Annotated in this window: 24 protein-coding genes and 1 other annotated feature; of the genes, 1 reads left to right on the top strand and 23 read right to left on the bottom strand. The window is 38.1% G+C overall.

Features of this window, described 5'->3' with window-relative positions; translation table 11 throughout:
- Positions 1–158: 158 nt before the first annotated feature.
- Positions 159–2837, bottom strand: a complete 2679-nt coding sequence (locus J2S13_RS07205) for a calcium-translocating P-type ATPase, SERCA-type (protein ID WP_307257065.1) — start codon at positions 2835–2837, stop codon at positions 159–161.
- 345 nt (positions 2838–3182) lie between these two features.
- On the opposite strand from J2S13_RS07205, the gene J2S13_RS07200 reads away from it, so the two are divergent.
- Positions 3183–4892 (top strand): Rqc2 family fibronectin-binding protein, encoded by a 1710-nt coding sequence (locus J2S13_RS07200; protein ID WP_307257064.1) that lies wholly within the window; start codon positions 3183–3185, stop codon positions 4890–4892.
- A gap of 82 nt (positions 4893–4974) precedes the next feature.
- Here J2S13_RS07200 and pyrE read toward each other — a convergent pair whose 3' ends face one another.
- From pyrE to sigG, 22 genes are all read right to left on the bottom strand, one after another.
- On the bottom strand, positions 4975–5601 hold the full coding sequence (gene pyrE, locus J2S13_RS07195; RefSeq protein ID WP_307257107.1) for an orotate phosphoribosyltransferase: 627 nt from the start codon (positions 5599–5601) through the stop codon (positions 4975–4977).
- A complete protein-coding gene (gene pyrF, locus J2S13_RS07190) occupies positions 5601–6311 on the bottom strand; it encodes an orotidine-5'-phosphate decarboxylase (protein WP_307257063.1) in 711 nt (236 codons plus the stop codon). Before pyrF ends, pyrE begins: the two co-directional genes overlap by 1 nt.
- Positions 6283–7224 (bottom strand): dihydroorotate dehydrogenase, encoded by a 942-nt coding sequence (locus J2S13_RS07185; RefSeq protein WP_307257062.1) that lies wholly within the window; start codon positions 7222–7224, stop codon positions 6283–6285. Before J2S13_RS07185 ends, pyrF begins: the two co-directional genes overlap by 29 nt.
- The gene (locus J2S13_RS07180; protein WP_307257061.1) at positions 7221–7997 is read right to left on the bottom strand and encodes a dihydroorotate dehydrogenase electron transfer subunit; all 777 of its coding nucleotides are present in this window, start codon (positions 7995–7997) and stop codon (positions 7221–7223) included. The genes J2S13_RS07185 and J2S13_RS07180 overlap by 4 nt, the downstream gene beginning before the upstream one ends.
- Positions 7997–11212 (bottom strand): carbamoyl-phosphate synthase large subunit, encoded by a 3216-nt coding sequence (gene carB, locus J2S13_RS07175; RefSeq protein ID WP_307257060.1) that lies wholly within the window; start codon positions 11210–11212, stop codon positions 7997–7999. Before carB ends, J2S13_RS07180 begins: the two co-directional genes overlap by 1 nt.
- On the bottom strand, positions 11205–12302 hold the full coding sequence (locus tag J2S13_RS07170; protein ID WP_307257059.1) for a carbamoyl phosphate synthase small subunit: 1098 nt from the start codon (positions 12300–12302) through the stop codon (positions 11205–11207). The genes carB and J2S13_RS07170 overlap by 8 nt, the downstream gene beginning before the upstream one ends.
- Positions 12299–13588: a dihydroorotase gene (pyrC, locus tag J2S13_RS07165; RefSeq protein WP_307257058.1), complete on the bottom strand. Its 1290-nt coding sequence runs from the start codon at positions 13586–13588 to the stop codon at positions 12299–12301. The genes J2S13_RS07170 and pyrC overlap by 4 nt, the downstream gene beginning before the upstream one ends.
- A complete protein-coding gene (locus J2S13_RS07160; protein WP_307257057.1) occupies positions 13551–14483 on the bottom strand; it encodes an aspartate carbamoyltransferase catalytic subunit in 933 nt (310 codons plus the stop codon). The genes pyrC and J2S13_RS07160 overlap by 38 nt, the downstream gene beginning before the upstream one ends.
- Before the next feature lie 44 nt (positions 14484–14527).
- Positions 14528–14722 (bottom strand): hypothetical protein, encoded by a 195-nt coding sequence (locus tag J2S13_RS07155; protein WP_307257056.1) that lies wholly within the window; start codon positions 14720–14722, stop codon positions 14528–14530.
- Positions 14723–14883: 161 nt separating this feature from the next.
- Positions 14884–15423, bottom strand: a complete 540-nt coding sequence (pyrR, locus tag J2S13_RS07150) for a bifunctional pyr operon transcriptional regulator/uracil phosphoribosyltransferase PyrR (protein WP_307257055.1) — start codon at positions 15421–15423, stop codon at positions 14884–14886.
- Between the two features lie 209 nt (positions 15424–15632).
- Entirely contained in the window at positions 15633–16544 is a 912-nt protein-coding gene (locus J2S13_RS07145; protein ID WP_307257054.1) for an RluA family pseudouridine synthase, read from the bottom strand.
- Entirely contained in the window at positions 16516–17019 is a 504-nt protein-coding gene (gene lspA / locus J2S13_RS07140; protein ID WP_307257053.1) for a signal peptidase II, read from the bottom strand. Before lspA ends, J2S13_RS07145 begins: the two co-directional genes overlap by 29 nt.
- A 232-nt stretch (positions 17020–17251) precedes the next feature.
- A complete protein-coding gene (locus tag J2S13_RS07135) occupies positions 17252–17530 on the bottom strand; it encodes a TraR/DksA family transcriptional regulator (protein ID WP_307257052.1) in 279 nt (92 codons plus the stop codon).
- A gap of 155 nt (positions 17531–17685) precedes the next feature.
- Positions 17686–20454 carry an isoleucine--tRNA ligase gene (ileS, locus tag J2S13_RS07130; protein WP_307257051.1) on the bottom strand — a complete coding sequence of 923 codons (2769 nt, stop codon included), beginning with the start codon at positions 20452–20454 and terminating at the stop codon, positions 17686–17688.
- A 136-nt stretch (positions 20455–20590) separates the two neighbouring features.
- Positions 20591–20830: a binding site (T-box leader), on the bottom strand.
- 56 nt (positions 20831–20886) lie between these two features.
- Entirely contained in the window at positions 20887–21396 is a 510-nt protein-coding gene (locus J2S13_RS07125; protein ID WP_307257050.1) for a DivIVA domain-containing protein, read from the bottom strand.
- A gap of 83 nt (positions 21397–21479) precedes the next feature.
- Positions 21480–22253, bottom strand: a complete 774-nt coding sequence (locus J2S13_RS07120; protein WP_307257049.1) for a YlmH family RNA-binding protein — start codon at positions 22251–22253, stop codon at positions 21480–21482.
- Between the two features lie 178 nt (positions 22254–22431).
- Complete coding sequence (locus tag J2S13_RS07115) at positions 22432–22692, bottom strand: YggT family protein (RefSeq protein WP_307257048.1); 261 nt, start codon at positions 22690–22692, stop codon at positions 22432–22434.
- Positions 22693–22700: 8 nt separating this feature from the next.
- Complete coding sequence (locus J2S13_RS07110) at positions 22701–23141, bottom strand: cell division protein SepF (RefSeq protein ID WP_307257047.1); 441 nt, start codon at positions 23139–23141, stop codon at positions 22701–22703.
- A gap of 114 nt (positions 23142–23255) precedes the next feature.
- Positions 23256–23933 (bottom strand): YggS family pyridoxal phosphate-dependent enzyme, encoded by a 678-nt coding sequence (locus J2S13_RS07105; RefSeq protein ID WP_370873978.1) that lies wholly within the window; start codon positions 23931–23933, stop codon positions 23256–23258.
- On the bottom strand, positions 23911–24753 hold the full coding sequence (pgeF, locus tag J2S13_RS07100; RefSeq protein ID WP_307257046.1) for a peptidoglycan editing factor PgeF: 843 nt from the start codon (positions 24751–24753) through the stop codon (positions 23911–23913). The genes J2S13_RS07105 and pgeF overlap by 23 nt, the downstream gene beginning before the upstream one ends.
- Positions 24754–24819: 66 nt before the next feature.
- Positions 24820–25095 carry a YlmC/YmxH family sporulation protein gene (locus tag J2S13_RS07095; protein ID WP_307257045.1) on the bottom strand — a complete coding sequence of 92 codons (276 nt, stop codon included), beginning with the start codon at positions 25093–25095 and terminating at the stop codon, positions 24820–24822.
- A gap of 141 nt (positions 25096–25236) precedes the next feature.
- Positions 25237–26013, bottom strand: coding sequence for an RNA polymerase sporulation sigma factor SigG (gene sigG / locus J2S13_RS07090; RefSeq protein WP_307257044.1), 777 nt, complete (start codon positions 26011–26013; stop codon positions 25237–25239).
- Positions 26014–26332 lie beyond the last annotated feature (319 nt).

Genomic DNA, 26332 nt, shown 5'->3' with positions numbered 1-26332 from the left:
CTCTCACAGCTTTTCCCTTTATAAAAGAGGAATAAAGTATTTTTTACTGATTTTATAAATCCTGCCCAATGCTTTACTAAAAATAAGCAAGATATCATTTCCAATAAAATAAAAGGTAATAGAGATTTCCCCTACTACCTTTTGGATTATATCATACTTTATTTCGTTTTTCTTGAAAAAAGTGACCCAGCCAACAAAAATGTCGGTAGAGCACTCAAACCAAAAATGAGAAGCCAATCTCTCGGTTCAATATATACTGTATGGAAAATTGGTTGTAAAGATGGGACATAGATGACCACAAACATTAAAATAAACGACGAAAGAACAGCCCAAACTAAATACATATTTCCAAATGGATTCCGTGAGAAAATACTTTTTTCACTTCGGCAATCAAAAACATGGATTAACTGTGCGAGTACTAGGGTGGCAAATGCAACGGTCTGTGCATATTCCAAATGATCTGGGTTTTGTTTGTACGTAATCATAAAGGCGATTAATGTGGTAATTCCAATGAGAAATCCACGAGAAATTACTTTCCATGCTAATCCCCTTGCAAATACTCCTTCTTTTGGATTTCTAGGCTTCCTTTTCATCACATTTTCCTCAGGGCGATCTAACCCTAGGGCCATAGCAGGAAGACCATCTGTTACTAAATTCACCCATAGAATTTGAATGGGCGCGAGCGGTAATGGAAGGGCAAGTAGCATAGCGAATAGCATGACCAAAATTTCTCCAACATTTGAAGCTAATAAATAACGAATAAATTTTCGGATATTTTCATAAATATTTCTACCTTCTTTAATAGCCGACTTAATGGTGGCAAAATTATCGTCCATTAAGACGAGCGATGATGCCTCTTTTGCCACATCTGTTCCAGTTACCCCCATCGCTACACCGATATCAGCCGCTTTAATAGCGGGGGCATCATTGACCCCATCCCCTGTCATTGCTACTACATGTCCTTTATTTTGAAGAGCTTTCACAATTTTCAACTTATGCTCAGGGGAGACGCGGGCAAATACCGATACATTCTCTACTACCTCCTCTAATTCTTCTAATGACATTTGATTTAAATCTTTGCCATCTAGAACTTGATCTTTTTTTCTTAAGATTCCAAGAGTAGAAGCAATCGCTTTCGCAGTGATAACGTGATCGCCGGTAATCATGATTGTTTTAATTCCTGCTTCACGACATTCCTTAACAGCTGTTTTCACTTCAGGACGAGGAGGGTCGATCATTCCTTGAAGGCCAATTAACGTTAAATCCTTTTCTATCTCCAAATCATCCTGGAGTGACTCACCTTGAGATAGAGGTTTAAAGGCAACGGCAATCGTTCTTAATGCATTAGCTGCCATCCCTTCTATTGCTGCTTGTACTTCTTGCTTGTATTCTGACGTAAACACTTCCGATCGTTTTTGCCAAAGTATCGCCGTGCTCTTTTCTGTTAAGACATCTGGTGCCCCTTTTGTAATCACAAATCTTTTGCCATGCGAATCTTTCACAATAATGGACATCATCTTTCTAGTTGAGTCAAATGGAAATTCCTTTTCAATTGTAAATTGCTTCCGTAATCCTTCCCGAGTTAAACCCGCTTTTAAAGCGGAGACTAATAAGGCCCCTTCAGTTGGATCCCCATTAATATAGAATTCATCTTCTTTCCTTTTTAGCTCTGCATGATTACATAGTAAACCGAATGTTAAAAGTTGATATAAACTTTTTTCGTCACTCGGGTGGACGACATTTTCCCCTGCATAAAATTGGCCGTTTGGATTGTAACCTGTTCCTGTTACTTTCCATGTATCGCCACCACTCCAAAGACTTGTCACCGTCATTTTATTTTGAGTCATCGTTCCTGTTTTATCCGAGCAAATGACAGAAGCACATCCTAATGTTTCGACAGCAGGTAACTTCCTTACAATCGCCCTTTTACGAATCATACGTTGTACGCCAAGCGATAAGGCGACCGTGACGATGGCAGGTAATCCTTCAGGAATGGCCGCAACAGCTAAAGACACGCCTGCAAGTAGCATTGTATATAAATCGTGGCCCTGCATCACTCCGATTGCAACCACTAATACCGTTAATAATAACGCACATATGATCAGGATTTTCCCTAATTGTTCTAACCGTCTTTGCAAAGGAGTCATCATCGTTTCAGCATTTTGGAGCATATCCGCAATTTGTCCCATTGCGGTGCTCATCCCAATAGCGGTGACAACCCCTACACCATTTCCCCTTGTAACGAGTGTCCCCATAAAGGCCATGTTTTCCAAATCCCCTAAGCTTACATGATCGACATGAATCGGATGATCAGTCTTTGTGACAGGTACTGACTCACCCGTTAAAGCAGATTCCTCGATTTCCAGATTCACCGATTCAATAATTCGAACATCTGCACCGATTCGATCCCCACTTTCAAACTTTAAAATATCCCCAACTGTTACTTCTTTTGACGGGATTTTTAGCCATTGCCCATCACGCAATACATTCACTTGTGGTGCAGACATTTCTTTTAAAGCTTGTAACGATTTTTCGGCTTTTCTCTCTTGAAAAAATCCTAAACAGCCATTGATGACGACAATCGAGATGATGGCAATGGCATCGATATACTCACCCATTAATCCAGAAATAAAGGTCGCAGCTAAAAGAACCAATACCATGAAATCTTTAAACTGTTGGAAAAAAAGTAATATTGCGGATTGTTTTTTCCCTTCTTCAAGCTGATTGAATCCAAACTTTTTCCTTTTCTTTTCGACCTCTTGACTTGATAGACCTGTTTGGAAATTCGTTTTTAAATGATCTTCTACATCTCTTTTGTTCATCTCATGGAACTTCATTCCACCATCACACCCTCCCTAAGAAAAACACTAGCACCTTGATGTTTAAAAATTGGTACCAGACGGATTCGCAAAAAAATGATGTTTTCCGCCAATCTTTTGGAAAACAAAGTTGTCCCTTCATAGCAAGATTATTCAGTCTCAGTGTAAAAAATGATATGATTTACAATAGTCATGAAAAAACTTTAAAATGATCTTGAAAATAGCTACAGTTGTCAAAATATTAAAAGATGCTTCTTGGCTACCATTGGAACCATTAACTTATTTTTCCTTTACAGTAAGGCAAATGGATTAGTGGGTCAATGGACAAAATACGACAAATTCTTAGAAAAGGATGACGATCATATGTCATTTGATGGTTTATTTACGAAAGCAATGGTTTTCGAATTAAAAAATTTACTGCAAGGTGGAAGAATTAATAAAATTCATCACCCTTTTAAAAATGAAATTGTTTTAAACATCCGATCTCAAGGAAAAAATCATAAACTGCTTCTTTCTGCACATCCAAGCTATGCTCGCATTCAAATTACGAATGAAGCCTACGAAAATCCAAAAGAGCCTTCTATGTTCTGTATGATGATGAGAAAGCATTTAGAGGGAGCAATTATGGAGGACATTCAACAAATTGATTTAGATCGAATTGTCATTTTTCATTTAAAGGGGAAAAATGAGATCGGTGATATTTCATATAAACAGTTAATCATCGAGATCATGGGAAGACATAGCAATATTATTTTAATAGATAAAGAAAAAGCAATGATCTTGGATAGTATTAAACATATACCTGCTGCAGTGAATAGTTTTCGTACCATTTTACCTGGGCAAAAATATGTTTTCCCACCAGCGCAAAATAAAGCAAATCCTTTAGAGGCAACGGAAGACGAAATCAAGAAAAACATTGATTTTAATAATGGAAAATTAGATCGGCAACTTGTGAACAGATTTTCCGGTTTATCTCCTTTATTCGCGAAAGAGATTGTTCATAGAAGTGGTCTCGCCAATCAGGAAACATTACCGAAAGCCTTTCTTCAGGCCATTCAGCCTTTTAAAAGGCAGCAATTCAATCCCACGATTGTAGATACAGGCACAAAAGAAGTATTTTATATTAGTGAAATAGCCCATTTAAATGGTGAAAAGAGATCATTTCATTCTATCAATGAAATGTTAGACCGGTTTTATTTTGGAAAAGCAGAAAGAGATCGAGTAAAACAGCAAGCACATGATTTAGAACGTCTCATAAAAAATGAGCTGGAAAAAAATCAATCAAAATTAAAGAAACTAAGAAAAACGTTAGAAGAGGCTAAAAATGCAGATCATTTCAAATTAAGTGGAGAATTATTGACCGCAAACCTTTACGCTGTAAAAAAAGGAATGGAAGCGATCGAGGTGGTCAATTATTACGATGAGAATGGTGCAATAATGACAATTCCATTAAATCCACAAAAAACACCATCGGAAAATGCCCAAATTTATTTTTCAAAATATCAAAAGGCAAAGAATGCCCAAGGAATTGTTCAGCAACAAATCGAAAAAACTCATGAAGAAATCGACTATTTCGATCATATCCTTCAACAATTGGAATCAGCCTCTCCTAAGGACATCGAAGAAATTCGTGAAGAGTTAGCTGAAGAAGGGTATATAAAAATAAAGGTACAAAAAAGACGAAAAAAACCAAATGATAAACCCGTTCTTGAAACCTATTTATCAAGTGATGGAACTCTTATTTTTGTTGGGAAAAATAATAAACAAAACGATTATTTAACGAATAAATTTGCCCGGCGTGATGAAATATGGCTTCATACGAAAGATATACCTGGGAGTCATGTTGTCATTCGAAATGAAGACCCGACAGAACAAACGATACTGGAAGCCGCGAATTTGGCCGCTTATTTTAGTAAAGCAAAACATTCTAGTTCTGTGCCAGTAGACTTTACTAAAGTCCGACATGTTAAAAAACCAAGTGGATCAAAGCCTGGGTTTGTGATCTATGAAAATCAACAAACCATATATGTTACTCCAAATCCGGATACTGTTATACAAATGAAACATGAATAACTGTAACAAAAAATAGGAAGGGAGCATCCCCTTCCTTATTTTTTACAGATGAAATTGTTTTGCATCAACTCCATCTTATGTATTATGCTAACCATTCCTCAGGATTTTCACGCCATTTTCTCAATGTTTGTAAGTCTTCTTCTTGGACATAACCTTTTTCTAAGGCAACTTCAATTAGGGTAGAATAATCGCTTAAACTATAGGCTTGAACCTTTTCTTCATCTAACTGTTTTTTCCCTTTGTCTAGTTCATAAGTGAAGATCGATACAATTCCCAATACTTCACAATTTACTTCACGAAGAGCCTTAACAGCCGTAATGGCACTACCACCCGTTGAAATTAAATCCTCCACAACGACAACCTTTGTTCCAGCCGTTGCTTTTCCTTCAATTTGATTTCCTTTTCCATGTCCTTTTGCCTTAGAGCGAACATAACACATCGGTAAGTTTAGTTGATCACTGACCCAAGCCGCATGCGGGATTCCAGCTGTTGCGGTTCCTGCAATCAATTCAGCATCGGGAAAATGATCTTTAATTAGGTCTGTTAAACCAGTAGCTATTCTTTGTCTAACTTCTGGATAAGATAATGTTAAACGATTATCACAATAGATAGGTGATTTAATTCCTGATGACCAAGTAAAAGGGGAATTAGGTCGTAAAAACACCGCTTTTATTTCTAATAATTGTTCAGCTATTTCTTTTTTTAACATCATTCTACTCCTCCCCATAATTGTTTAACCTTCTCATACGCTGCTAATGGATCCGCTACTTTTGTAATCGATCTTCCTACCACAATCATACTAGACCCTAATTTCTTCGCCGTTTGAGGATCCGCAATTCTTTTTTGATCATGTATTTCATCCTCTTTCATCCGAATACCTGGTGTCACCTTTAAAAATTGTGATCCGCATTCTTGAGAAATTTGATTGGCCTCATGAACCGAGCAGACGACCCCATCACACCCCGCTTGTTTTGATAACTTAGCATAGTGTAAAACAGATTGTTCTAAACTTGTGGAAATTAATTGTTCGGTTTTCATTTGCTCCTCTGTAGTGGAAGTCAATTGTGTGACGGCTAAAAGAATTGGGCGTTTCCCGTTCGTTGTCCCTTGTTCCAATCCATCTCTGGCAGACTCCATCATTACAGTTCCGCCCGCAGCATGTACGTTAATCATATCGACTCCAAGGGATGCGAGTCCTTTCATTGAGCTCTTGACCGTATTTGGAATATCATGAAGCTTTAAGTCTAGAAAAATTCGGTGATTTTGCTCTTTTATTTTCTCAATAATGACCGGTCCGTTTTGCAAATAAAGTTCCATTCCGACCTTAACGAAAAGAGACTGTCCTTTGAATGGTTGTAGAAACTCTTTCGTTTTTTCCCAAGTTGGAAAATCAAGAGCAATAATGGGTTCTCGTTCCATGATCCTTCCAGCTCCTTCCTGTTAATTCGCTGATATGTGATACACCCATATTCGTTAAATACTCATCCAGTTCTTCAATCAATGTCGGGCAAATATATGGATCCGAAAAATTCGCCGTCCCGACAGCCACCGCACTAGCGCCCGCATAGAAAAACTCAATAATATCCTCTACCGTCGTAATGCCACCCATTCCAATAATCGGAATATTGACATTTTGGCTTACTTCGTGAATCATTCGGATGGCTACTGGTTTAATGGCTGGACCAGATAATCCCCCTGTTCCATTCGCAATAATCGGTTTCCCTGATTTTATATCAATTCTCATACCCAATAATGTATTAATCATTGTTAAGCCATCTGCCCCGCCATCTTCAACTGCTTTTGCGACATCTAAAATGTTTGTTACATTAGGAGAAAGTTTCACATACACAGGAACCGATGAAACATCCTTTACTTTTTTCGTTAATTCCTTTGCAACATTAGGATTTGTTCCAAACGCAATTCCTCCTGTTTTAACATTCGGACAGGAAATATTAAGTTCCAATGCTTTGACGTTTTCTACGGTTGAAATGTACTTCGCAACTCGGACATAATCTTCAATTTGTGAACCCGCCACATTGGCAATAATCGGCACATCAAATTGAGAAAGCCAAGGAAGTTCTTTTTCCATCACTTGCTCTAGACCTGGATTTTGTAAACCGATCGCATTTAACATTCCTGCCGGTGTCTCTGCTACACGAGGAGTTGGATTTCCAAATCGAGGTTCCTCAGTTGTCGCTTTAATCATCATCGCACCTAATATATTTAAATCGTATAATTGACTGAATTCCCGTCCAAATCCGAAGCAACCAGAAGCTGGCATGACGGGGTTTTTTAATTGTAAACCAGGTAAATCAACTTGTAATCTGCTCACAATACAACCTCCCCAATCGGAAACACAGGACCATCACTGCATACTTTTCGATAACTTGTCCCAGTAGGATCTTCTTTCAAATGGCAAACACAGGCAAAACACGCGCCGATGCCACATCCCATTCTCTGTTCCAATGAGATAAAACCCTTGTCAGTGATATGAATGGATTCCAGTGCTTTTAGCATTGGAATCGGACCACAGGCATATAAAACATTTCCTTTGATTTGATATTGCGAAATGGCATCTGTGACAAATCCTTTTGTACCAAGTGAACCGTCAACCGTTGCCACATACGTTTCCCCTAATTCAGAAAATTGATCCACATAAAAGGCCGTTTCTTTATCTTGAAAACCAAGAACATGTATGACTTTTACGCCGTTTTCAACAAGTCTTTGGGATAGCTCATATAATGGAGGAACACCGATTCCACCCCCAACAAGAATAGCTGTTTCACCAGATGATGTGGCTTCAACAGGAAATCCATTTCCTAGTGGGCCTAAAACATCCACTTTGTCGCCAACTTTTTTCTTTGAAAGAATTTTTGTTCCTTCTCCATCCGCTCGATAAATCATTGTAAATTCATTTGCTTGTTGATTGATATTAGCAATGCTGATCGGACGTCTAAGAAGTGGGGTGATTTGTTCGCTTACTTTAAGATGAACGAACCGACCTGGTTCGTTCATCTCTCTCACAAGTTCTCCTGACAATGTTAATTCATATATATTTTTGGCTATTGCATTATGGGAAACAACGGACATCCATTGCTTTTTCATTACAATACCACCATTTCTTCATTGTGTAATTTAGATTTAGGCATCGGTTCGCTTGAAAAAATCATAGATTCAAGTACTCGTAAAATCGCTTCAGCTGTATCTAAAGAAGTCATACATGGGATTCCATTTTCAACAGCTTCTCTTCGAATGCGGAAACCATCTCTTTCAGGCTGCTTTCCTTTTGTAAGGGTATTGATCACTAGCTGTGCTTTGCCTGAACGAATGACATCCAATAAATCCGGACCTTCCGAACCAATTTTATCTACCGTTTCTACTTCAACACCAGCGTCTTTGAACACTTGAGCCGTTCCACTTGTTGCCAATATATTGTAACCGATGAGATCAAAACGCTTGGCGAGACTCAATGCTTCCTCTTTATCCTTATCCGCAACCGTCATTAAAACAGAACCTTTTTGGTGAATGGTAATTCCAGATGCGACGAGACCTTTGTATAGCGCTTTTTCTAATGTATAATCTTTCCCCATCACTTCACCTGTTGATTTCATTTCTGGTCCTAACGTGATGTCAACGCGGCGTAATTTAGCAAATGAGAACACAGGAACTTTTACAAACACACCTGGTTTTTCATCGACAAGTCCTGTTGTATAGCCAAGTTCTTTCAATGATGTGCCCAAGATCGCTTTTGTCGCTAATTTGGCCATTGGTACGTTTGTAATTTTACTCAAGAATGGAACCGTACGGCTTGAGCGCGGATTGACTTCAATAACGTACACTTCATTGTTTGAAACGACATATTGAATATTAAGTAGTCCAATGATTTCTAAACCCTTGGCTAGTTTAATTGTATAGTCAACAATTTTGTCTTTTATTTCTTTTGTTAAATGTTGTGGTGGGTAGACCGCAATGGAGTCCCCAGAGTGAACACCCGCTCTTTCAATATGTTCCATAATCCCTGGGATCACAACGTTTTTACCATCACTGATCGCGTCCACTTCAATTTCTTTCCCTGTCAAATAACGGTCAATTAACACAGGATGTTCAGGATTAATATTTACCGCCGTTTGCATATAAAGTAGAAGTTCCTCTTCTTTATAAACGATTTCCATCGCACGTCCCCCAAGAACGTAGGACGGTCTTACGAGAACAGGGTAACCGATCTTATTAGCAATTTCCACTGCCCCTTCTACAGAGAAAGCGGTTCTTCCTAAAGGCTGAGGGATTTGTAATTTTTCTAAAGCTTGTTCGAACTTATCACGGTCCTCTGCGCGGTCTAATGCTTCTAATGATGTTCCTAAAATTTTTACACCATGTTCCACTAATTTTGCAGCTAAATTGATGGCCGTTTGTCCCCCAAATTGGACGACTACCCCTTCTGGTTTCTCTAAATCAATGATATGCATTACATCTTCAATCGTTAATGGTTCAAAATATAATTTATCTGAGATACTGAAGTCAGTCGAAACGGTTTCAGGGTTATTATTAATGATGATGGCCTCATATCCCGCTTCCTTAATGGCCCAAACAGAATGAACCGTTGCATAATCAAATTCTACCCCTTGACCAATACGAATTGGCCCGGAACCGAGTACAACTACACTTTTGCGATCTGTTACAACCGATTCATTTTCTTCTTCATAAGTTCCGTAATAATATGGTGTTGCCGATTCAAATTCAGCTGCACAAGTATCTACCATTTTATAGACAGGAATGATGTTTTGTTGTTTTCTCCAATCATATACTTCTTTTTCTGTTGTGTTCCAAAGAGTAGCGATTGTACGATCAGCAAAGCCCCATTCTTTTGCTTTTCTAGCCACTTCCTGATCAAATGGATGTGCCTTCACCTCTTTTTCGAAGTTAACAATCCCTTTAAATTTATTTAAGAAGAATAAGTCAATTTGACTCCATTCATGGATCGTCTCAATTGTAATTCCTCTGCGAAGTGCTTCTCCGATATAAAATAATCGTTCATCTCCTGCTTTTCGGATGCGTTTTTCGATATGTTGATTCGAGAGTTGTTCGCCATTTTTTAAATTCAAATGGTATACATCACTTTCGAGTGAGCGGACGGCTTTTAAAATCGATTCTTCAAATGTACGACCGATCGCCATAACCTCACCGGTTGCCTTCATCTGTGTTCCTAAATGTCTATTGGCTGATTCGAATTTATCGAATGGCCAGCGTGGAATTTTGGTAACGATATAATCAAGTGTTGGTTCAAAGCATGCATATGTTCTCCCAGTTACAGGGTTTTTAATTTCATCCAATGTTAATCCAACAGCGATTTTTGCTGCTAATTTTGCGATCGGGTAACCTGTCGCTTTCGATGCGAGTGCCGATGATCTACTAACACGTGGGTTCACTTCAATGATGTAATAGTTGAAGCTGTATGGATCAAGTGCTAATTGGACATTACATCCACCTTCGATTCCTAAAGCACGAATAATTTTTAAGGAAACATTTCGAAGCAATTGATATTCGCGATCACTTAATGTTTGACTCGGTGCAACAACGATTGAATCCCCTGTATGAATTCCTACCGGATCAATGTTTTCCATATTACAAACTACGATGGCATTATCATTGCTATCACGCATTACTTCATATTCGATTTCCTTGTATCCTGCAATACTCTTTTCAAGTAAGCATTGGTTTACTGGGCTATTCTTTAAGCCACTTGATACAATCTCGATTAAATCTTCTTCATTTTCACAAATTCCTCCACCAGTTCCGCCTAGTGTATAGGCAGGTCGAACAATGATCGGGTACCCGATTCTTTCAACAAATTTATACGCTTCTTCAAGTGAATGGACAATGTCACTTTCAGGAACAGGTTCTCCTAACTCATTCATTAAGTTTCTAAATAAGTCACGATCTTCTGCTTTTTCGATGGCTGAAAGTTCTGTTCCTAATATTTTCACTCCATACTCTTTTAATACTCCAGCGTTTGCAAGTTTAACAGCCATATTCAGTCCCGTTTGCCCGCCCAATGTTGGTAAAATCGCATCAGGACGCTCTTTTTGAATAATACGACTGACAAAATCTAACGTAATAGGTTCGATATAGACTTTATCGGCAATTTCTGTATCCGTCATGATCGTAGCAGGGTTAGAGTTCACTAAGATGACACGATACCCTTCTTCTTTCAGTGCGAGACAGGCTTGAGTTCCTGCATAATCGAACTCGGCTGCTTGTCCAATGATAATAGGACCTGATCCAATAACTAATATGCTTTCGATATCTGTACGTTTAGGCATGATGAATCTCCTTTCGAGTAGCACTATGTTTTTTCATTAATTCAATAAAGCGATCAAATAATGGATTATCATCCTCTGGACCAGGAGATGCCTCTGGATGGTACTGAACAGTAAATGCAGGAAATTCTTTATGTTTCAGCCCTTCAATTGTACCGTCATTTAATGCGACATGAGTCACTTCTAACTTCGTATTTTTAAGAGAATCTTCATCCACCGCGTATCCGTGGTTTTGTGAAGTTAAAGCTGTTTTCCCTGTTTCTAAATCTTTCACAGGATGATTGGATCCACGATGTCCAAATTTTAATTGGAAGGTTTCAGCTCCACTTGCTAAGGCAAATAATTGATGACCCAAGCAAATTCCAAATATTGGTACCTTTCCGATCAATGTTTTAAGAGTGTCGATTGCTTCAGGTACATGTTTCGGGTTACCAGGTCCATTTGATAACATAACACCGTCTGGATTTAGTTGAATGATTTCATCGGCTGTCGTGTTATAAGGGACAACAATGACATCACAATCTCTTTTATTTAACTCGCGCAATATTCCGTGTTTCATTCCAAAGTCTATCAAAACAACGCGGAATCCACGTCCTGGACTTGGGTATGCAGATTTTGTTGACACTTGTTTGACTTGGTCTTTCTGTAATGGAGTGTTTTTTAATTTTTCAATGACATCTTGGACATTTACGTCTGCAGAAACAATGGCTCCTTTTAATGTTCCATATTGACGAATGATTCTCGTTAATTTTCTCGTATCTATCCCTGCAATTCCGGGAATATCCCGCATTTTTAAATATTCATCAATGGACATTTCACTTCTCCAATTGGAAGGGAACTGTGCTTGTTCTTTTACAATTAAACCTTTTACAGCTGGATGAATCGTTTCAAAATCATCACGATTAATCCCGTAGTTTCCAATTAACGGATAAGTAAAGGTAATAATTTGACCACAATAAGAAGGATCTGATAGCACTTCTTGATATCCTGTCATTCCTGTTGTAAAGACGACTTCGCCACTCGTTTCTTTATCACTTCCAAAGCCTTTTCCCACAAAGATTGTTCCGTCTTCTAATACGAGTTGTTTGTTCATGCGTTAACCATTCCTTCCTGCCAAATAAGTTTCCCATCTACAAATGTCGCCACTGGCCAACCTTTACACTTCCAACCTTTAAATGGAGTATTTTTTCCCTTTGATGCGAATTGTTGCGGATCAATTTCTTTTTCTTCCTTTAGATTGATGACGGCAATATCTGCTAATTGTCCGACTTCTAATCTTCCATATGGCAATTGAAAGGTTTCTACGGGATGAATCGTTAACCAATCAACCAATTGCTTTAATGACATTAGACCTTTTTCGACAAAATTTGTATACAATAGCGGAAAGGCTGTCTCAAGCCCTACGATTCCGAATGGGGCTGTTTTCATGCCTACTGCTTTTTCCTCCTCTGTATGTGGAGCATGGTCTGTTGCGATAAAATCAATCGTCCCATCCATTAAGCCTTCAATTAATGCTTCGCGATCCTCTCGGCTTCGCAATGGTGGATTCATTTTAAAATTCGTATCTAAACCAGGAATATCCTCTTCACAAAGCAATAAATGATGAGGAGTTACTTCTGCGCTTACTCGAATTCCTGCTTTCTTAGCATCACGGACTGCTCGTACAGATTCCTTCGTACTAATATGGCAAACGTGGTAATGGCAACCGGCAGCTTCTGCTAACAGAACATCTCTGGAAATATGTACTGCTTCACATATAGATGGAATTCCCGGAATATTATGCTTTTTGGCAAATTCTCCATCATGCACGGCTCCGCCATAAATGAGCGTATTTTCTTCACAATGAGCTACAATCGATCCATTGATAGCAGCGGCTTGTTTCATCGCTTCAAACATCATCCCTGCATTCTGTACACCTACACCATCATCTGTGAAGGCAAAGGCACCTTCTTGCTTTAATTCTGCAAAATTGGTTAACTCTTTTCCGGCTTCTCTAATCGTGATCGATGCATATGGAAGTACCCTTACATGTGCTGTTTCCTTGATACGTTGTTGCAAATCTCTTACATGTTCCACAGTGTCTGGTACTGGTCTTGTATTCGGCATTGCAGCAATCGTTGTAAATCCACCTCTTGCCGCTGCCATCGTGCCTGTTTCGATCGTTTCTTTTCTTTCACCGCCTGGTTCACGTAGATGGACATGAAGATCCACAAAGCCGGGAGTAATAAGATGTCCATTTGCCTGAAAGATTTTTTCTTCAGAAACTGGTTCTAAATTTTCTCCGATTTCAACAATCTTCTGATCCTGAATTCTTATATCTTTCTTTACTAGTCCACCTGTGTTAGATAGAATACTTCCGTCTTTTATAAGCCAATTCATTTGCCATTCTCCCTTCTAAGACTTCTTTTAATACAGCCATTCGAATATATACACCATTTTCCATTTGCTTAAAGATTCTTGATCTTTCACATTCTACAAGTTCATCTGCAATTTCAACACCACGATTCACTGGTGCAGGGTGCATGATAATACTGTTTTCTTTCATTCTTTTTTCCCGTTCCACTGTCAATCCATATGATTGATGATATTCTTCCTTCGACATCGCGCTTTCACTGTTATGGCGTTCATGTTGAATTCTCAAGAGCATGAGCACATCCACCTCAGGAATGAGATCATCGAAAGGTAGATAATCCCCTGACTGTACATATTCTTCCTCAAACCATTCAGAAGGTCCAGAAAATTTTACTTCAGCCCCTAATTTTTTTAAAGCATCCGCATTTGAATGGGCAACTCGGCTATGGCGAACATCTCCGACAATACCAATTTTCAGCCCTTCAAATTGGCCAAATTGTTGATGAATCGTAAATAAGTCAAGTAAACATTGGGTTGGATGTTGTCCACACCCATCTCCTGCATTGATGACAGGAATATTCACATTATTGACAAGCTCATGATAATATTCATCTGCATCATGGCGGATGACCACAGCATTAATTCCAATCGATTCTAACGTGCGGACCGTATCATATAATGTTTCACCTTTCAAAACACTTGATCTGCCAGCCTCGAAAGGTACAACATCTAATCCTAATTTTCTCTCAGCTACTTCAAAACTCGTTTTCGTTCTAGTACTTGGCTCAAAAAAAAGATTGGCCACAAATGTTTGTTGACTTGGAAACCATTTTTCACCAAGTGTGAATTTTCTAGCTTGTTTTAAAATTGACAGAATCTCATCTTTACTTAAATCTTTCATTGAAACGACATTTCTTAACATGAGAATCTCTCCTTTTTCCATTTTTCGTCTATCTACACTTTTTACTATTTTACTTTTGTCCATCCAACAACCATTAAGATTCGCGAAAATTTGGATAAAAAAACACCTTGACCATCAACCGTTCCAAGGTGTTTAGCAAACTTCTTTTGCTTTTTTCCTACACCCTTGAACGTCTCACTGTACTTTCTTAAAAGGTGAATCTTTATTTTTTTATATAGGGCTCCGTTTAAACTTGGCAATTGATTCCTGCTGCAGGCGCCCTTTTCTTACCATTAACCGCGGTCTTACAAAAAAACCTCTTTGTTTTCTCAAAGAGGGTACACTGGGTCAGTCACTCTATTACTCGAGCGCTCCCCTTGTTCCCCTTTGTTAGCCTCTCGGACTACAATTAAAGGGTTATTTATTTATCGTAAATACTTACTTGATCCAATTGATCGACTTCCTCTAACTCCACGACAATTTTTTCTCCTCTTGAAGTGGGAATATTCTTTCCAACATAATCAGCCCGAATTGGAAGTTCTCGATGTCCTCGATCTACAAGAACGGCTAACTGAATAAGTGAGGGTCTACCGAAATCCATCAATGCATCCAATGCTGCTCGAACAGTCCGACCTGTAAATAATACATCGTCAACGAGAATGACCGTTTGATTCGTAATATCTGTTGGAACTTGGGAACCTTTTACTTCTGGTTCATTCGTTTCACCTTTTATCGTTAAATCATCACGATATAAGGTAATATCGATTTCACCAACTGGAACTTCCTCACCTTCAATTTGCTGGATTCGTTCAGCTAGTCTTTTTGCCAAATAAATTCCTCTCGTGCGAATACCGACAATCACACAATTTTCAATTCCTTTATTTCGTTCAATGATTTCATGGGCAATTCTCGTCAATGCTCGCCTTATGGCTGGCTGGTCGAGTACAATTGCTTTTTGCATTCATCCTTCACCTCTTTCCTTTATAGGAAACGGTCCTATGTAACAAAAAATCCTCTCACCAATTTGGCGAGAGGGAAAATTTACACAGCTAGCGCGTAAATGATTAGATTAAGGCGTCCTTAATCTTTCCGTTTCCTTCTCAGCCTCTCTGGACTGTATTAAAGGCTCTTATTGAACTGTTATTATCTTAATGTTTATTGAGAAATTTGTCAATGAGATTGTCGTAAAAAATCTAAAACCTTTGTAAACTCATTGGGTAATGGCGCTTCGAACTCTAGATACTCTTCTGTTCGTGGATGTTTAAATCCGATGATTCCGGCATGTAACAATTGTCCGTCAGTTTGTAATGTTTTTCTCGGACCATACTTAGGATCCCCTGCTAATGGAAATCCAATATATTTCATATGCACACGAATTTGATGGGTTCTACCAGTTTCAAGTTTACATTCAACCCATGTAAAAGAAGAGAATCGTTCTAATACATGAAAATGGGTCACAGCATGTTTTCCATTATCCACAACAGCCATGCTTTGGCGATCTTTAGGATCACGTCCAATAGGTGCATCAATGGTGCCTGCATCATGAGAAATATTTCCGTGAACAATGGCCTGATATTTCCGTGTAACCGTTCTGTCTACCAATTGCTGAACTAATTTTTCATGTGCAAAATCATTTTTTGCAATCATTAACAAACCTGACGTATCTTTATCAATTCGGTGCACAATCCCCGGTCTTAAAATTCCATTCAAGGTGGATAAATGATCACTATAGGCCATTAAACCATTGACTAATGTTCCACTGGAATGACCAGGTGCTGGATGAACAACCATCCCTTTAGGTTTATTGACAACTAATACATCCTTATCTTCATAATAAATATCAAGATCCATTTCTTCCGGCTCGATATGTATTGGTTCAGGTTCTGGTGTCGTAATCGTGACACGATCATCTGTGGAGCATTTATAATTTGGTTTGACCGTTTGTCCGTTTACTTTAATAAATCCTAATTTAATCCATTCTTGCACTTGACTTCTTGACCATTCCCTATTTAGACTTGAAACCAATTTATCAATCCGTTGATTTTGTTGCTGTTCAGGAATGATGTGTTCGACTATTTCCATTTGCTTTCTCCTTTTCTTCCCGATCTTCTTTAAACATGGCGACCATTAGTAACACGACACCAATCGTTAATGCAGAATCAGCAATATTGAAGATTGGAAAGTCATAACTAAAAATGTACGTATTAATAAAGTCCACTACTTCTTGACGAAATACCCGGTCGATAAAATTCCCCAAAGCTCCACCTAATAAAAAGGCTAAACTTATTTTCATTAGTGGCTTATCTTTCGCATAATGGTTCATGTAATAAATAATTCCGATCATAACGATTACAGTAATAATATAAAACAACCACATTTGACCCTCTAACATTCCCCACGCCGCCCCACGATTTCGATGGGATGTAATGTAAAAAAAGTTAGGGATGATTTCGATTTGCTCCCCAATGTTCATTTTTTGAACGATAAGCCATTTAGTCCATTGATCTAAGAGTAGAACAAATAAGGCAATAATATAGTACACAAAGGAAACCTCCATTTAAATCTTAATAAAAAATGATTTCCTCTGCATTTTATCATAAAATTTTTTCCAGCTACAATGATTTCGGATGAATACTAAAAGATTCCTTGATGCCAAAAAAGAATTTACCACAAAATATCGGACCTTTAAGGCAGTGATCATCCACACCTATCTTCTTATATTCCAACATTTTGAGGAGGAGGTTTTACTGCCCGTTAAGGTGGGATAAATCTAAGATGTCCTCTTTTCCTTAATAAAAACTCTTCCTTCCATAATGTTGAATACACTGATCCCAATCGTCCAATGTTTGAATTGTAGGGAGTTGTTCTACCCATTCATATGGAATTGGTTGACCGCTATTTTCACAAAAACCATAATGCCCATTTTTTATTTTTTGAAGTGCCCTTTTAATATCTAATTTTTCTTGGTCAATATATACTTGAATTTCTTCCCGATTTGAGGTGACATCTGATAGTTCTTCATACATTTCTTGCAACTGATTGTAAATCTGTTCGAATTTTTGTTCCATCATCATCCCTCCATATCATTATTATCCCTAAGAATAGAGAGGACTTACGATGAAAGAAAAAGAAGCTTTGGATAATATTATCCAAAGCTTCTTTTTTTAATTACTGATTCTTTTTAACAAAATCTTTATTCAAAGCTGTTTTCAAATAAGCTAGATTATTGGCAAGTATAATGCGTCTCGATTACTTCAGCACAACGAGGACATAAAGTTGGATGATTTTCATTCTGACCGACATCTGGTGTTACAATCCAACAACGCTCACATGTTTCACCTTCTGCCTTTTCAATCACGATAGACGCATGTTCTAACGCTAAGGCTTCTTTCGGTGCAACTTCTAAATCTCCAGCCACTTCTAAGTTCGAAACGATAAATAATTGTTTCAAATCTTCTTTAATGGAGTCAAGAAGAGACTTCATTTCCTCATTCACATATAAGATGACTTTTGCGTTTAAGGATTTTCCGATGACTTTGTTATTTCTAGCTTCTTCAAGTGCCTTTAGAACATCATCCCGCAATGCCAAAAATTGATTCCATTTTTCTTCTAGTTGTTGAGCATTTGGTAATTCCTTATATGTCGGCATATCTGTTAGCTGAACACTTTCTTCTTGAACACCCGGGATGAATTGCCATACTTCATCAGTCGTGTGAGAAAGAATTGGTGACAATAATTTCGCTAAAGATACTAAGCATTCATATAAAACGGTTTGAATCGCTCGACGATCTTCATGATTAACAGGTTCAATATAAAGAATATCTTTGGCAAAATCTAAATAGAAAGAACTTAAATCGACTGTACAGAAATTATTGATCGCATGATAGATGGCAGCATACTCAAAATGTTCATATGAATGATGAACTTCTTTAATCAAATGATTTAATTTCACTAACATGAATTGATCCACTTCGCGAAGTTCTTCATATGCTACAGCATTTTCTTTCGGATCAAAATCAGCAAGGTTTCCGAGTAAGAAGCGGAATGTATTACGAATTTTTCTATATACTTCAGCAACCTGTTTTAAAATCGCATCAGAAACCCGCACATCTGCTTGATAATCAACAGAAGCCACCCATAGACGTAGAATATCTGCCCCTAATTGATTCATCACTTTAGCTGGTACAACGACATTTCCTAATGATTTACTCATCTTGCGGCCTTCCCCATCAAGTGCAAATCCATGGCTTAATACTCCTTTATATGGAGCTTTCCCTGTAACCGCAACAGCCGTTGATAAAGAGGAATTAAACCATCCACGGTATTGATCTGAACCTTCTAAATATAAATCAGCTGGACGTTGGAGCTCTTCACGTTCAACTAGGACAGCTTGATGAGAAGAACCTGAATCAAACCACACATCCATAATGTCCATCTCTTTTGTAAATTCGCCATTCGGGCTTCCTGGATGAGTAAATCCTTCTGGTAATAAATCCTTCGCTTCTCTTTCAAACCATACATTTGAACCGAATTCACGGAACAAATCAGAAATATGTTGGACCGTTTCGTCTGTAATAATGGCTTCCCCATTTTCCGCATAGAACACTGGAATTGGAACTCCCCACGCACGTTGACGAGAAATACACCAATCTCCACGATCCCGTACCATGTTGAATAATCTTGTTTCTCCCCATGCTGGTACCCATTTCGTTTCTTTCACCGCTTGTAATAATTCATCGCGGAATTTTTCAATCGAAGTAAACCATTGGGCAGTTGCACGGTAAATAACAGGTTTCTTCGTCCGCCAATCATGTGGATAGGAGTGAGTAATGAATGTTAATTTTAATAAGGCTCCCACTTCTTCCAGTTTTTCTGTCACAGGTTTATTCGCTGCATCATAAAACAATCCTTCAAACCCAGGAGCTTCTGCTGTCATATGACCTTTATCATCGACAGGACAAAGCACATCAAGACCATATTTCTTTCCAATAAGAAAGTCATCTTCCCCGTGTCCTGGTGCCGTATGTACGCAACCAGTACCAGAATCAGTTGTGACATGTTCCCCTAGCATTACTAATGAATCACGGTCATATATCGGGTGTTTCGCCACGACATACTCCAACTCAGATCCTTTAACCTTTTTCGTTACTTGTAGATCTTCCCATTCCAACTCCTTCTTAACCTCTTCAAGTAAATCTTCAACAATGACAAACTTTTCTTCATTCACGCTTGCGACCACATAAGTTAAGTTAGGATGTACAGAAATCCCTAGGTTAGCTGGAATTGTCCAAGGAGTTGTCGTCCAAATAATGATTTTCGTGCCCTCTTCTAACACGCCTTTTCCATCTTTTACGTCGAACGCAACATAGATAGATGGTGAGCGTTTATCTTTATACTCAATTTCAGCTTCAGCAAGAGCAGATTCACTAGAAGGAGACCAATATACTGGTTTTTTTCCTTTATAGATATAGCCCTTCTTCGCCATTTCCCCAAACACTTTAATTTGTTGTGCTTCAAAAGCAGGTTTTAATGTAATGTATGGGTTTTCCCAGTCTCCACGTACTCCCAATCGTTTAAACTGTTCCCTTTGATTATTGATTTGTTCATAAGCATATTTTTCACAAAGTTTGCGGAATTCCGCAACGGTCATTTCTTTTCGTTTGACCCCTTTATTTGTTAAAGCTTGCTCAATTGGAAGTCCGTGAGTGTCCCACCCCGGAACATATGGTGCGTGAAAACCACTCATTGATTTGTAGCGAACAATAAAATCTTTTAAAATTTTATTAAGCGCGTGCCCCATATGGATGTCTCCATTAGCATAAGGGGGGCCATCATGTAATACAAAAAGGGGACGTCCTTTTGTCCGTTGTTGTACCTTTTCATAAATCTTCATTTCTTCCCATTTTTCTTGAATTTCCGGCTCACGTTTCGGAAGATTCCCACGCATTGGGAATTTCGTTTTTGGCATTAATAAAGTATCTTTAAACTCCATCCTCATAACCTCCTCTAATAGGTTCCTAATACATATGTTTCCAAAAATAAACTGATTCAACCATTTTCCTTATTCAAAAACACGATGATAGAAAATAGGTTTATTTAAAACAATAAAAAAAGCCTTCCAATCCCTATAAAGGGACGAGAAGGCTTACCCGCGGTACCACCCAAATTGGTAAACATATCTTGTTTACCCACTTAACATTCTTAACGTGAATGCGTCGCTATCATCTACTAGTCATCATACGTTCGAATCAAGTACTCAAGGGTGATTTTCCATTTCCCGGCTTATACTAGGCTTCCACCTTCCCTAGTTCGCTGTTGTATGACAATTATAAGCTTAAGGAATGTACTCTCCCTATCATCGTATACTCTTTAAATTCAGCTCTTAATTTCTCATTATAAAAAATGAAATCATGATTCGTCAAGATTAACGTTCTTCTTCTTGCAAACTGGTTAGCTCCGTTGCATCCACTTCAAATTCCATTAAATGATCCCAATCATCATTATTTAATAAATCTAACTGGGCTTCAATTAACATTTTAAAACGGGTACGAAATACTTTGGACTGCTTTTTCAAATCTTCAATCTCAATCGCAATTCTGCGAGCTTTCGATAGCGCTTCATTGATAATGCGGTCTGAGTTCTTCTCAGCTTCCTTAATAATTAACTTTGCTTCTTTATGAGCATTACTTTTTACTTCTTCAGCAGCTTCTTGTGCAACTAAAATGGACTTATTTAAGGTTTCTTCAATATTGGTGAAATGACCTAGTCTATCGTTTAATGATTCTAGTCTTTCTTCCAATTCCTTTTTTTCACGAATAATAAGTTCATAATCTTTAATCACTTGATTTAAAAACTCATTTACCTCATCTTCATCATAACCGCGAAAACCCCGACTAAATTCTTTGTTATGTATGTCTAACGGCGTTAAAGGCATTTAGCCACCTCCAAGCAAAACTCTAATGTATATTATAATGGTTTTTCGACGAATTGTGGGGGAATTCCTGCAATTTTTAGAAATTAATTCATTGTTCCTATAGTTATTCGCCATTTTTCTTTTTTAGTCTTCCCATTAACTGACATAATCCTACTTCTTCCAATTCCTCTTACTGAAATGACATCGCCTTCATCACATTCAAATGAAGTCTCTTCTACAGTCGTCCAATTTACTTTTACAAGCCCTGACTTAATTTGGTTTTGTACTTTTTGTCTTGATTGATGGGTAAAGGAGGAAAGAATGGTATCCAATCGTAAAGAACTTGTTGTAATCATACGTTCCCTCCATATCTCCTTTGTCTGAACAGCTTCATGTAGTGGCTTTTCCTCTAATGTTATAGAGGCTCTCCCAATTTGATCTAGATTCATTTTCACATAATCTTTGATTTCATTTGTAACGAAGAATTGGAAACAATCTCCATCCGCCAATATGTCTCCGTATTTTTCACGTCGTAACCCCAATCCCATAAGACTTCCAAGTACATTTCGATGCTCGAGGACAATAAACTTTTTTGGATATGTAACCTCAAACAATATTAGATTAAAATCGCCTTCTTCTGGGGAAAAATATTCAGGAAAAATTAGGGCTCGCTTCCTCTCTGCTTGCTCAGTACCACCAAAAAAAGAAACCGATATCTCTCCGTGATTTCCGACGATTGACTGAACAATCTTCTGTTCTCTCGGGTCAAGAAAATCAGTGAGCTTAGGGGCATATTGAGATTCCACTATCTGTTTCCAACCTAAAACCTTGTCAATAAATTCGTGTTCTTCTGGGCGAAAATGTTGATAAATAGTCATTGTTCTCTCTCCAAATTACAGTTATACCTTTTTTCTGCCACCTGCCTGTGACGTACGGCTAGTTTTATTTTATGAAAAAAGGAAGCCGGTTCCCAACCGTTCGCTTCCTTTCATGTCTTTTGATTTTTTGTATAAAAGCGGAATACATGAACTTTTGGATGGAGGAATGTCCTTTTCATTAAAACCAAAAATATAGTTGTTGTACCCCTTTTTTGGCTAGGTTCAACACAATAAAGGCAACAATTGGGGAAATATCAATCATGCCAAGTGGAGGAATGATTTTCCTAAAAGGTTCTAAAAAAGGCTCACAAATAGAACTTAAAAATCGGCCAAATGCATTTTCCCTAGCCCCTGGAAACCATGACATTAAAATATAAATAATGAGCGCCCATGAATAAATTTCAATAAGGAACGCGATACCCTGAATCACAATAATCATTCTACTTATTACCACCTTGTATTTTCAATTTCATCGCCTTCCATCATCTGGGAAATATTACCGGAGACTTCGACATTATCTGGTGTGCATAAAAATATTTTTGGGCCAAGCTGTTGAATATCTCCACCAATTGCGTAGACTGTGCCACTTAGGAAATCCACAATTCTTTTGGCTTGATCATGTTGGATCCGTTGTAAATTGACCACAACCGCTTTACGGTTTTTTAGATGGTCTGCAATCTCTTGCGCCTCCGCATAGACTCTTGGCTCTATCAAAATAACTTTAGAGGATTTCTGGACACTTTGCAAGCTCACAACATTTTGTTTAACAGGCTGCTGTTTTACTTGATTGGACGATGTTGTATGTTCATCTAGATCGCCATCTTCTTTAACGTCTTCATCTTCTTCATCTAAAAAGAAAAACGTTTTAAATTTCGATTTAATTCCCATCGATTATTCCTCCCATTACTATAGCATTATGCGGATCCGAATAGCTAAAAAGTGACTAGTCAGTCCTCTTTTTAAACATAGTTTCGAGATTCATCCTAAAACCGTCTATATTTTTTACTCGCCTACAAGTGCTGTACCAATTCTTACAAATGTAGCCCCTTCTTCGATTGCAATTAAATAGTCATTGCTCATCCCCATTGAAAGTTCTGTACATGGGGCATATTCCAAATTCAAACTTTGTATTTCCTGCTGCAGCTGTTTTAATTTGCGAAAGCAGGACCGGATGATTTGCTCATCTTCGGTTAAAGGTGCCATCGTCATAAGTCCAACGACTCGAATATGGGATAACTCCTCTAATTGAAGAATAAATTCCTTTACGCTTTCTTCCCCTAATCCATGTTTCGACTGTTCCCCAGATACATTCACTTGTACAAAACAAGAGATAGGCTTGTCCGCTCTTTTATGGATCTCCTTAGCAAGAGAGAGCCGATCCAAGGAATGAATATATGATACTTTATCGATGATATTCTTCACTTTTCTTGTTTGCAATGTACCGATAAAATGCCATGTAGGCTTGTCTCCTAGGATTTCATATTTATGTATTAATCCATCATCACGGTTTTCACCAAGGTGAGAAACTCCAGCATCTAACGCTTCCATGGCTCGCTCTGTTGATACATATTTCGTTACAGCAATAATTTGAATTTCTGCAGGATCTCGATTGATGCGTTGGCACGTATCCGCAATGTTTTTCCGAATCATCTCTAAATTATTTACTACCTTTTCCACCATTTCCATTCTCCTTCCAACCGATAAACCCGATCATTCTACCTGTTTTTCCATGATCCCTCCGATGGGAAAAAAACCGATGATCACAACTCGTGCAAAGCTTTGACGTTCGAATTTGAAGTTTCGGTATTCCTGCTTCCCTCAGGATCAATTCATTCATTCGCTTCAAATCTAAATAATATTGACCCGTCTCTTTCATGGTAAATGGCAACTCCTGGCTAGGAGATAGCCGCTTCTTCACCTGGTTGATCACCCTGTCATCTACAATATAACAATTACCACAAATGGAGGGGCCAATCACAACATGGATTTCATCTTCATGAATTCCTAGATTTTTCCATATTTTCACTAATTCAGCTGCAATTCCGAGTACGGTCCCTTTCCATCCGGCATGGACGATTCCTATTTTCTTCTTCTCAAATGAAAGAAAATAAATAGGGACACAATCAGCATAGCATAACGTTAAGAAAAGATTCGACTCATCTGTATATAATCCATCCGTATCAAGTAAACTGTCTTCGTACTGAAGAGCGCCCCTCCCCTTATGTAGCGATGTTACATATTGAATATGATGTTTGTGGGTTTGCTCTGCCCCAATCCATTCGTCAATAGGGAATGAAATCGAATTGGCCAACCGCTTTCGATTTATACGAACGTCTTCTACTTGATCCCCTACATGAAATCCCATATTCAATTCATCAAACGGCTTTCCACTGACACCCCCAAATCTTGTGGTGAAACCTGCAACAAGTGAGGGATCTTTTATTTGCCAATCTTTGATCAAATAATAGCTTTCATTTACTAATTGAAACGGCTCCATCATTTGACAATTCTCCCGACCATTTTTTCTTTAGTTTACCATAATGACACAATAAGAGTCACTTTATTTTCATGCTTTAGGTTGTTCTAGTTTGGCTTGAGTATAATATGAATCCTTATAGCGAACAAGTATAACATCTTCGCCAATTTTCACAATTTGGTTCCAAGGAATGACGGTATCCTCTTCTTTTCCAAAAAAGCCTAATAACTTACCTCCAGAACTAATTACGATTGCGACGATCCGACCTGTATCAAGGTCGATTTCAATATCGGATATATTTCCTAATTTCCGACCATCGGAAACACTAACAACATCTTTCACTTGAAATTCAGAAATGCGAACCATCCGTATTCCCCGCTTTCCCATGTAAACTTATTACCTAAATATATGCATGAAAACAAGATAAAGACCCTTTAAAAATCATTAAAGGGTCTTGAAAAATCTTTCAATTCAGTTGTTTTCATGTAACTTTACACTTTCAAAAAACTAATTAATGTTTTTATTCATTTGTTTAATGGCTGCTTTTTCAAGCCTAGATACTTGGGCTTGTGAAATTCCAATTTCTTCCGCAACTTCCATCTGAGTCTTCCCTTGGAAAAAGCGTTTGCGAATGATTAATTTTTCTCGATCATTTAATCTTTTCATTCCTTCTTTTAATGCCAGTTCTTCTACCCAATGACTGTCGCGGTTTTTGTCATCACTAAGCTGATCCATGACGTAAATTGGATCTCCCCCGTCATTATAAATCGGTTCAAATAATGACACCGGGTCCTGTATTGCGTCTAAAGCAAACACAATTTCTTCATGGGGAACTTCAAGTTCTTTACTAATTTCTTCCGCTGTCGGCTCCCTTGATGTCTTACTCATTAGTCGTTCCCGTACTTGTAATGCTTTATAGGCAATATCCCTTAAGGAACGGGAAACCCTTATCGGATTATTATCCCTTAAATAACGGCGAATTTCACCGATAATCATCGGGACTGCATAGGTAGAGAATCTTACATTTTGACCTAAATCAAAATTGTCTATGGATTTCATGAGACCAATACAACCTACTTGAAATAGGTCATCAACAAATTCTCCACGATTATTAAAGCGTTTAATAACACTTAGTACGAGGCGAAGATTCCCATTGACGAGCTTTTCTCGAGCAGAAAGATCGCCAGCTTGCATCACTTTAAAAAGCTCACGCATCTCCTCGTTTTTCAGTACAGGGAGCTTAGAAGTATCTACACCGCAAATTTCTACTTTGTTGCGAGTCAATTGAATTCCCTCCTTGCAGGAGCTACAGTTTCAAAGTTCAGTATCCCCCCGCAAGGAAAAAATATGCATAGCCTGTCTAGTGCACTTTCTTCATAAATGAAGTGTGAACCGTTGATATACTTCATACTTTCTAATCATTAAAATGATTAAAAGTTTAATTATTTCATTATTTTCGAATTTTCCCTCAACCTTTATAATTCGCTAAAAATCTCTTCTTTCCTCACAATCGAGTAGAGTGAACGAATCGGAATTTTGATTCGTTCGACCCTCTCACACCACCGTACGTACGGTTCCGTATACGGCGGTTCAATAATTTGAG

The organism is Oikeobacillus pervagus (assembly GCF_030813365.1).
Lineage (GTDB): Bacteria > Bacillota > Bacilli > Bacillales > DSM-23947 > Oikeobacillus > Oikeobacillus pervagus.
Note: the sequence above shows the minus strand (reverse complement) of the source record. Positions and strands in the feature narration are given on the sequence as shown.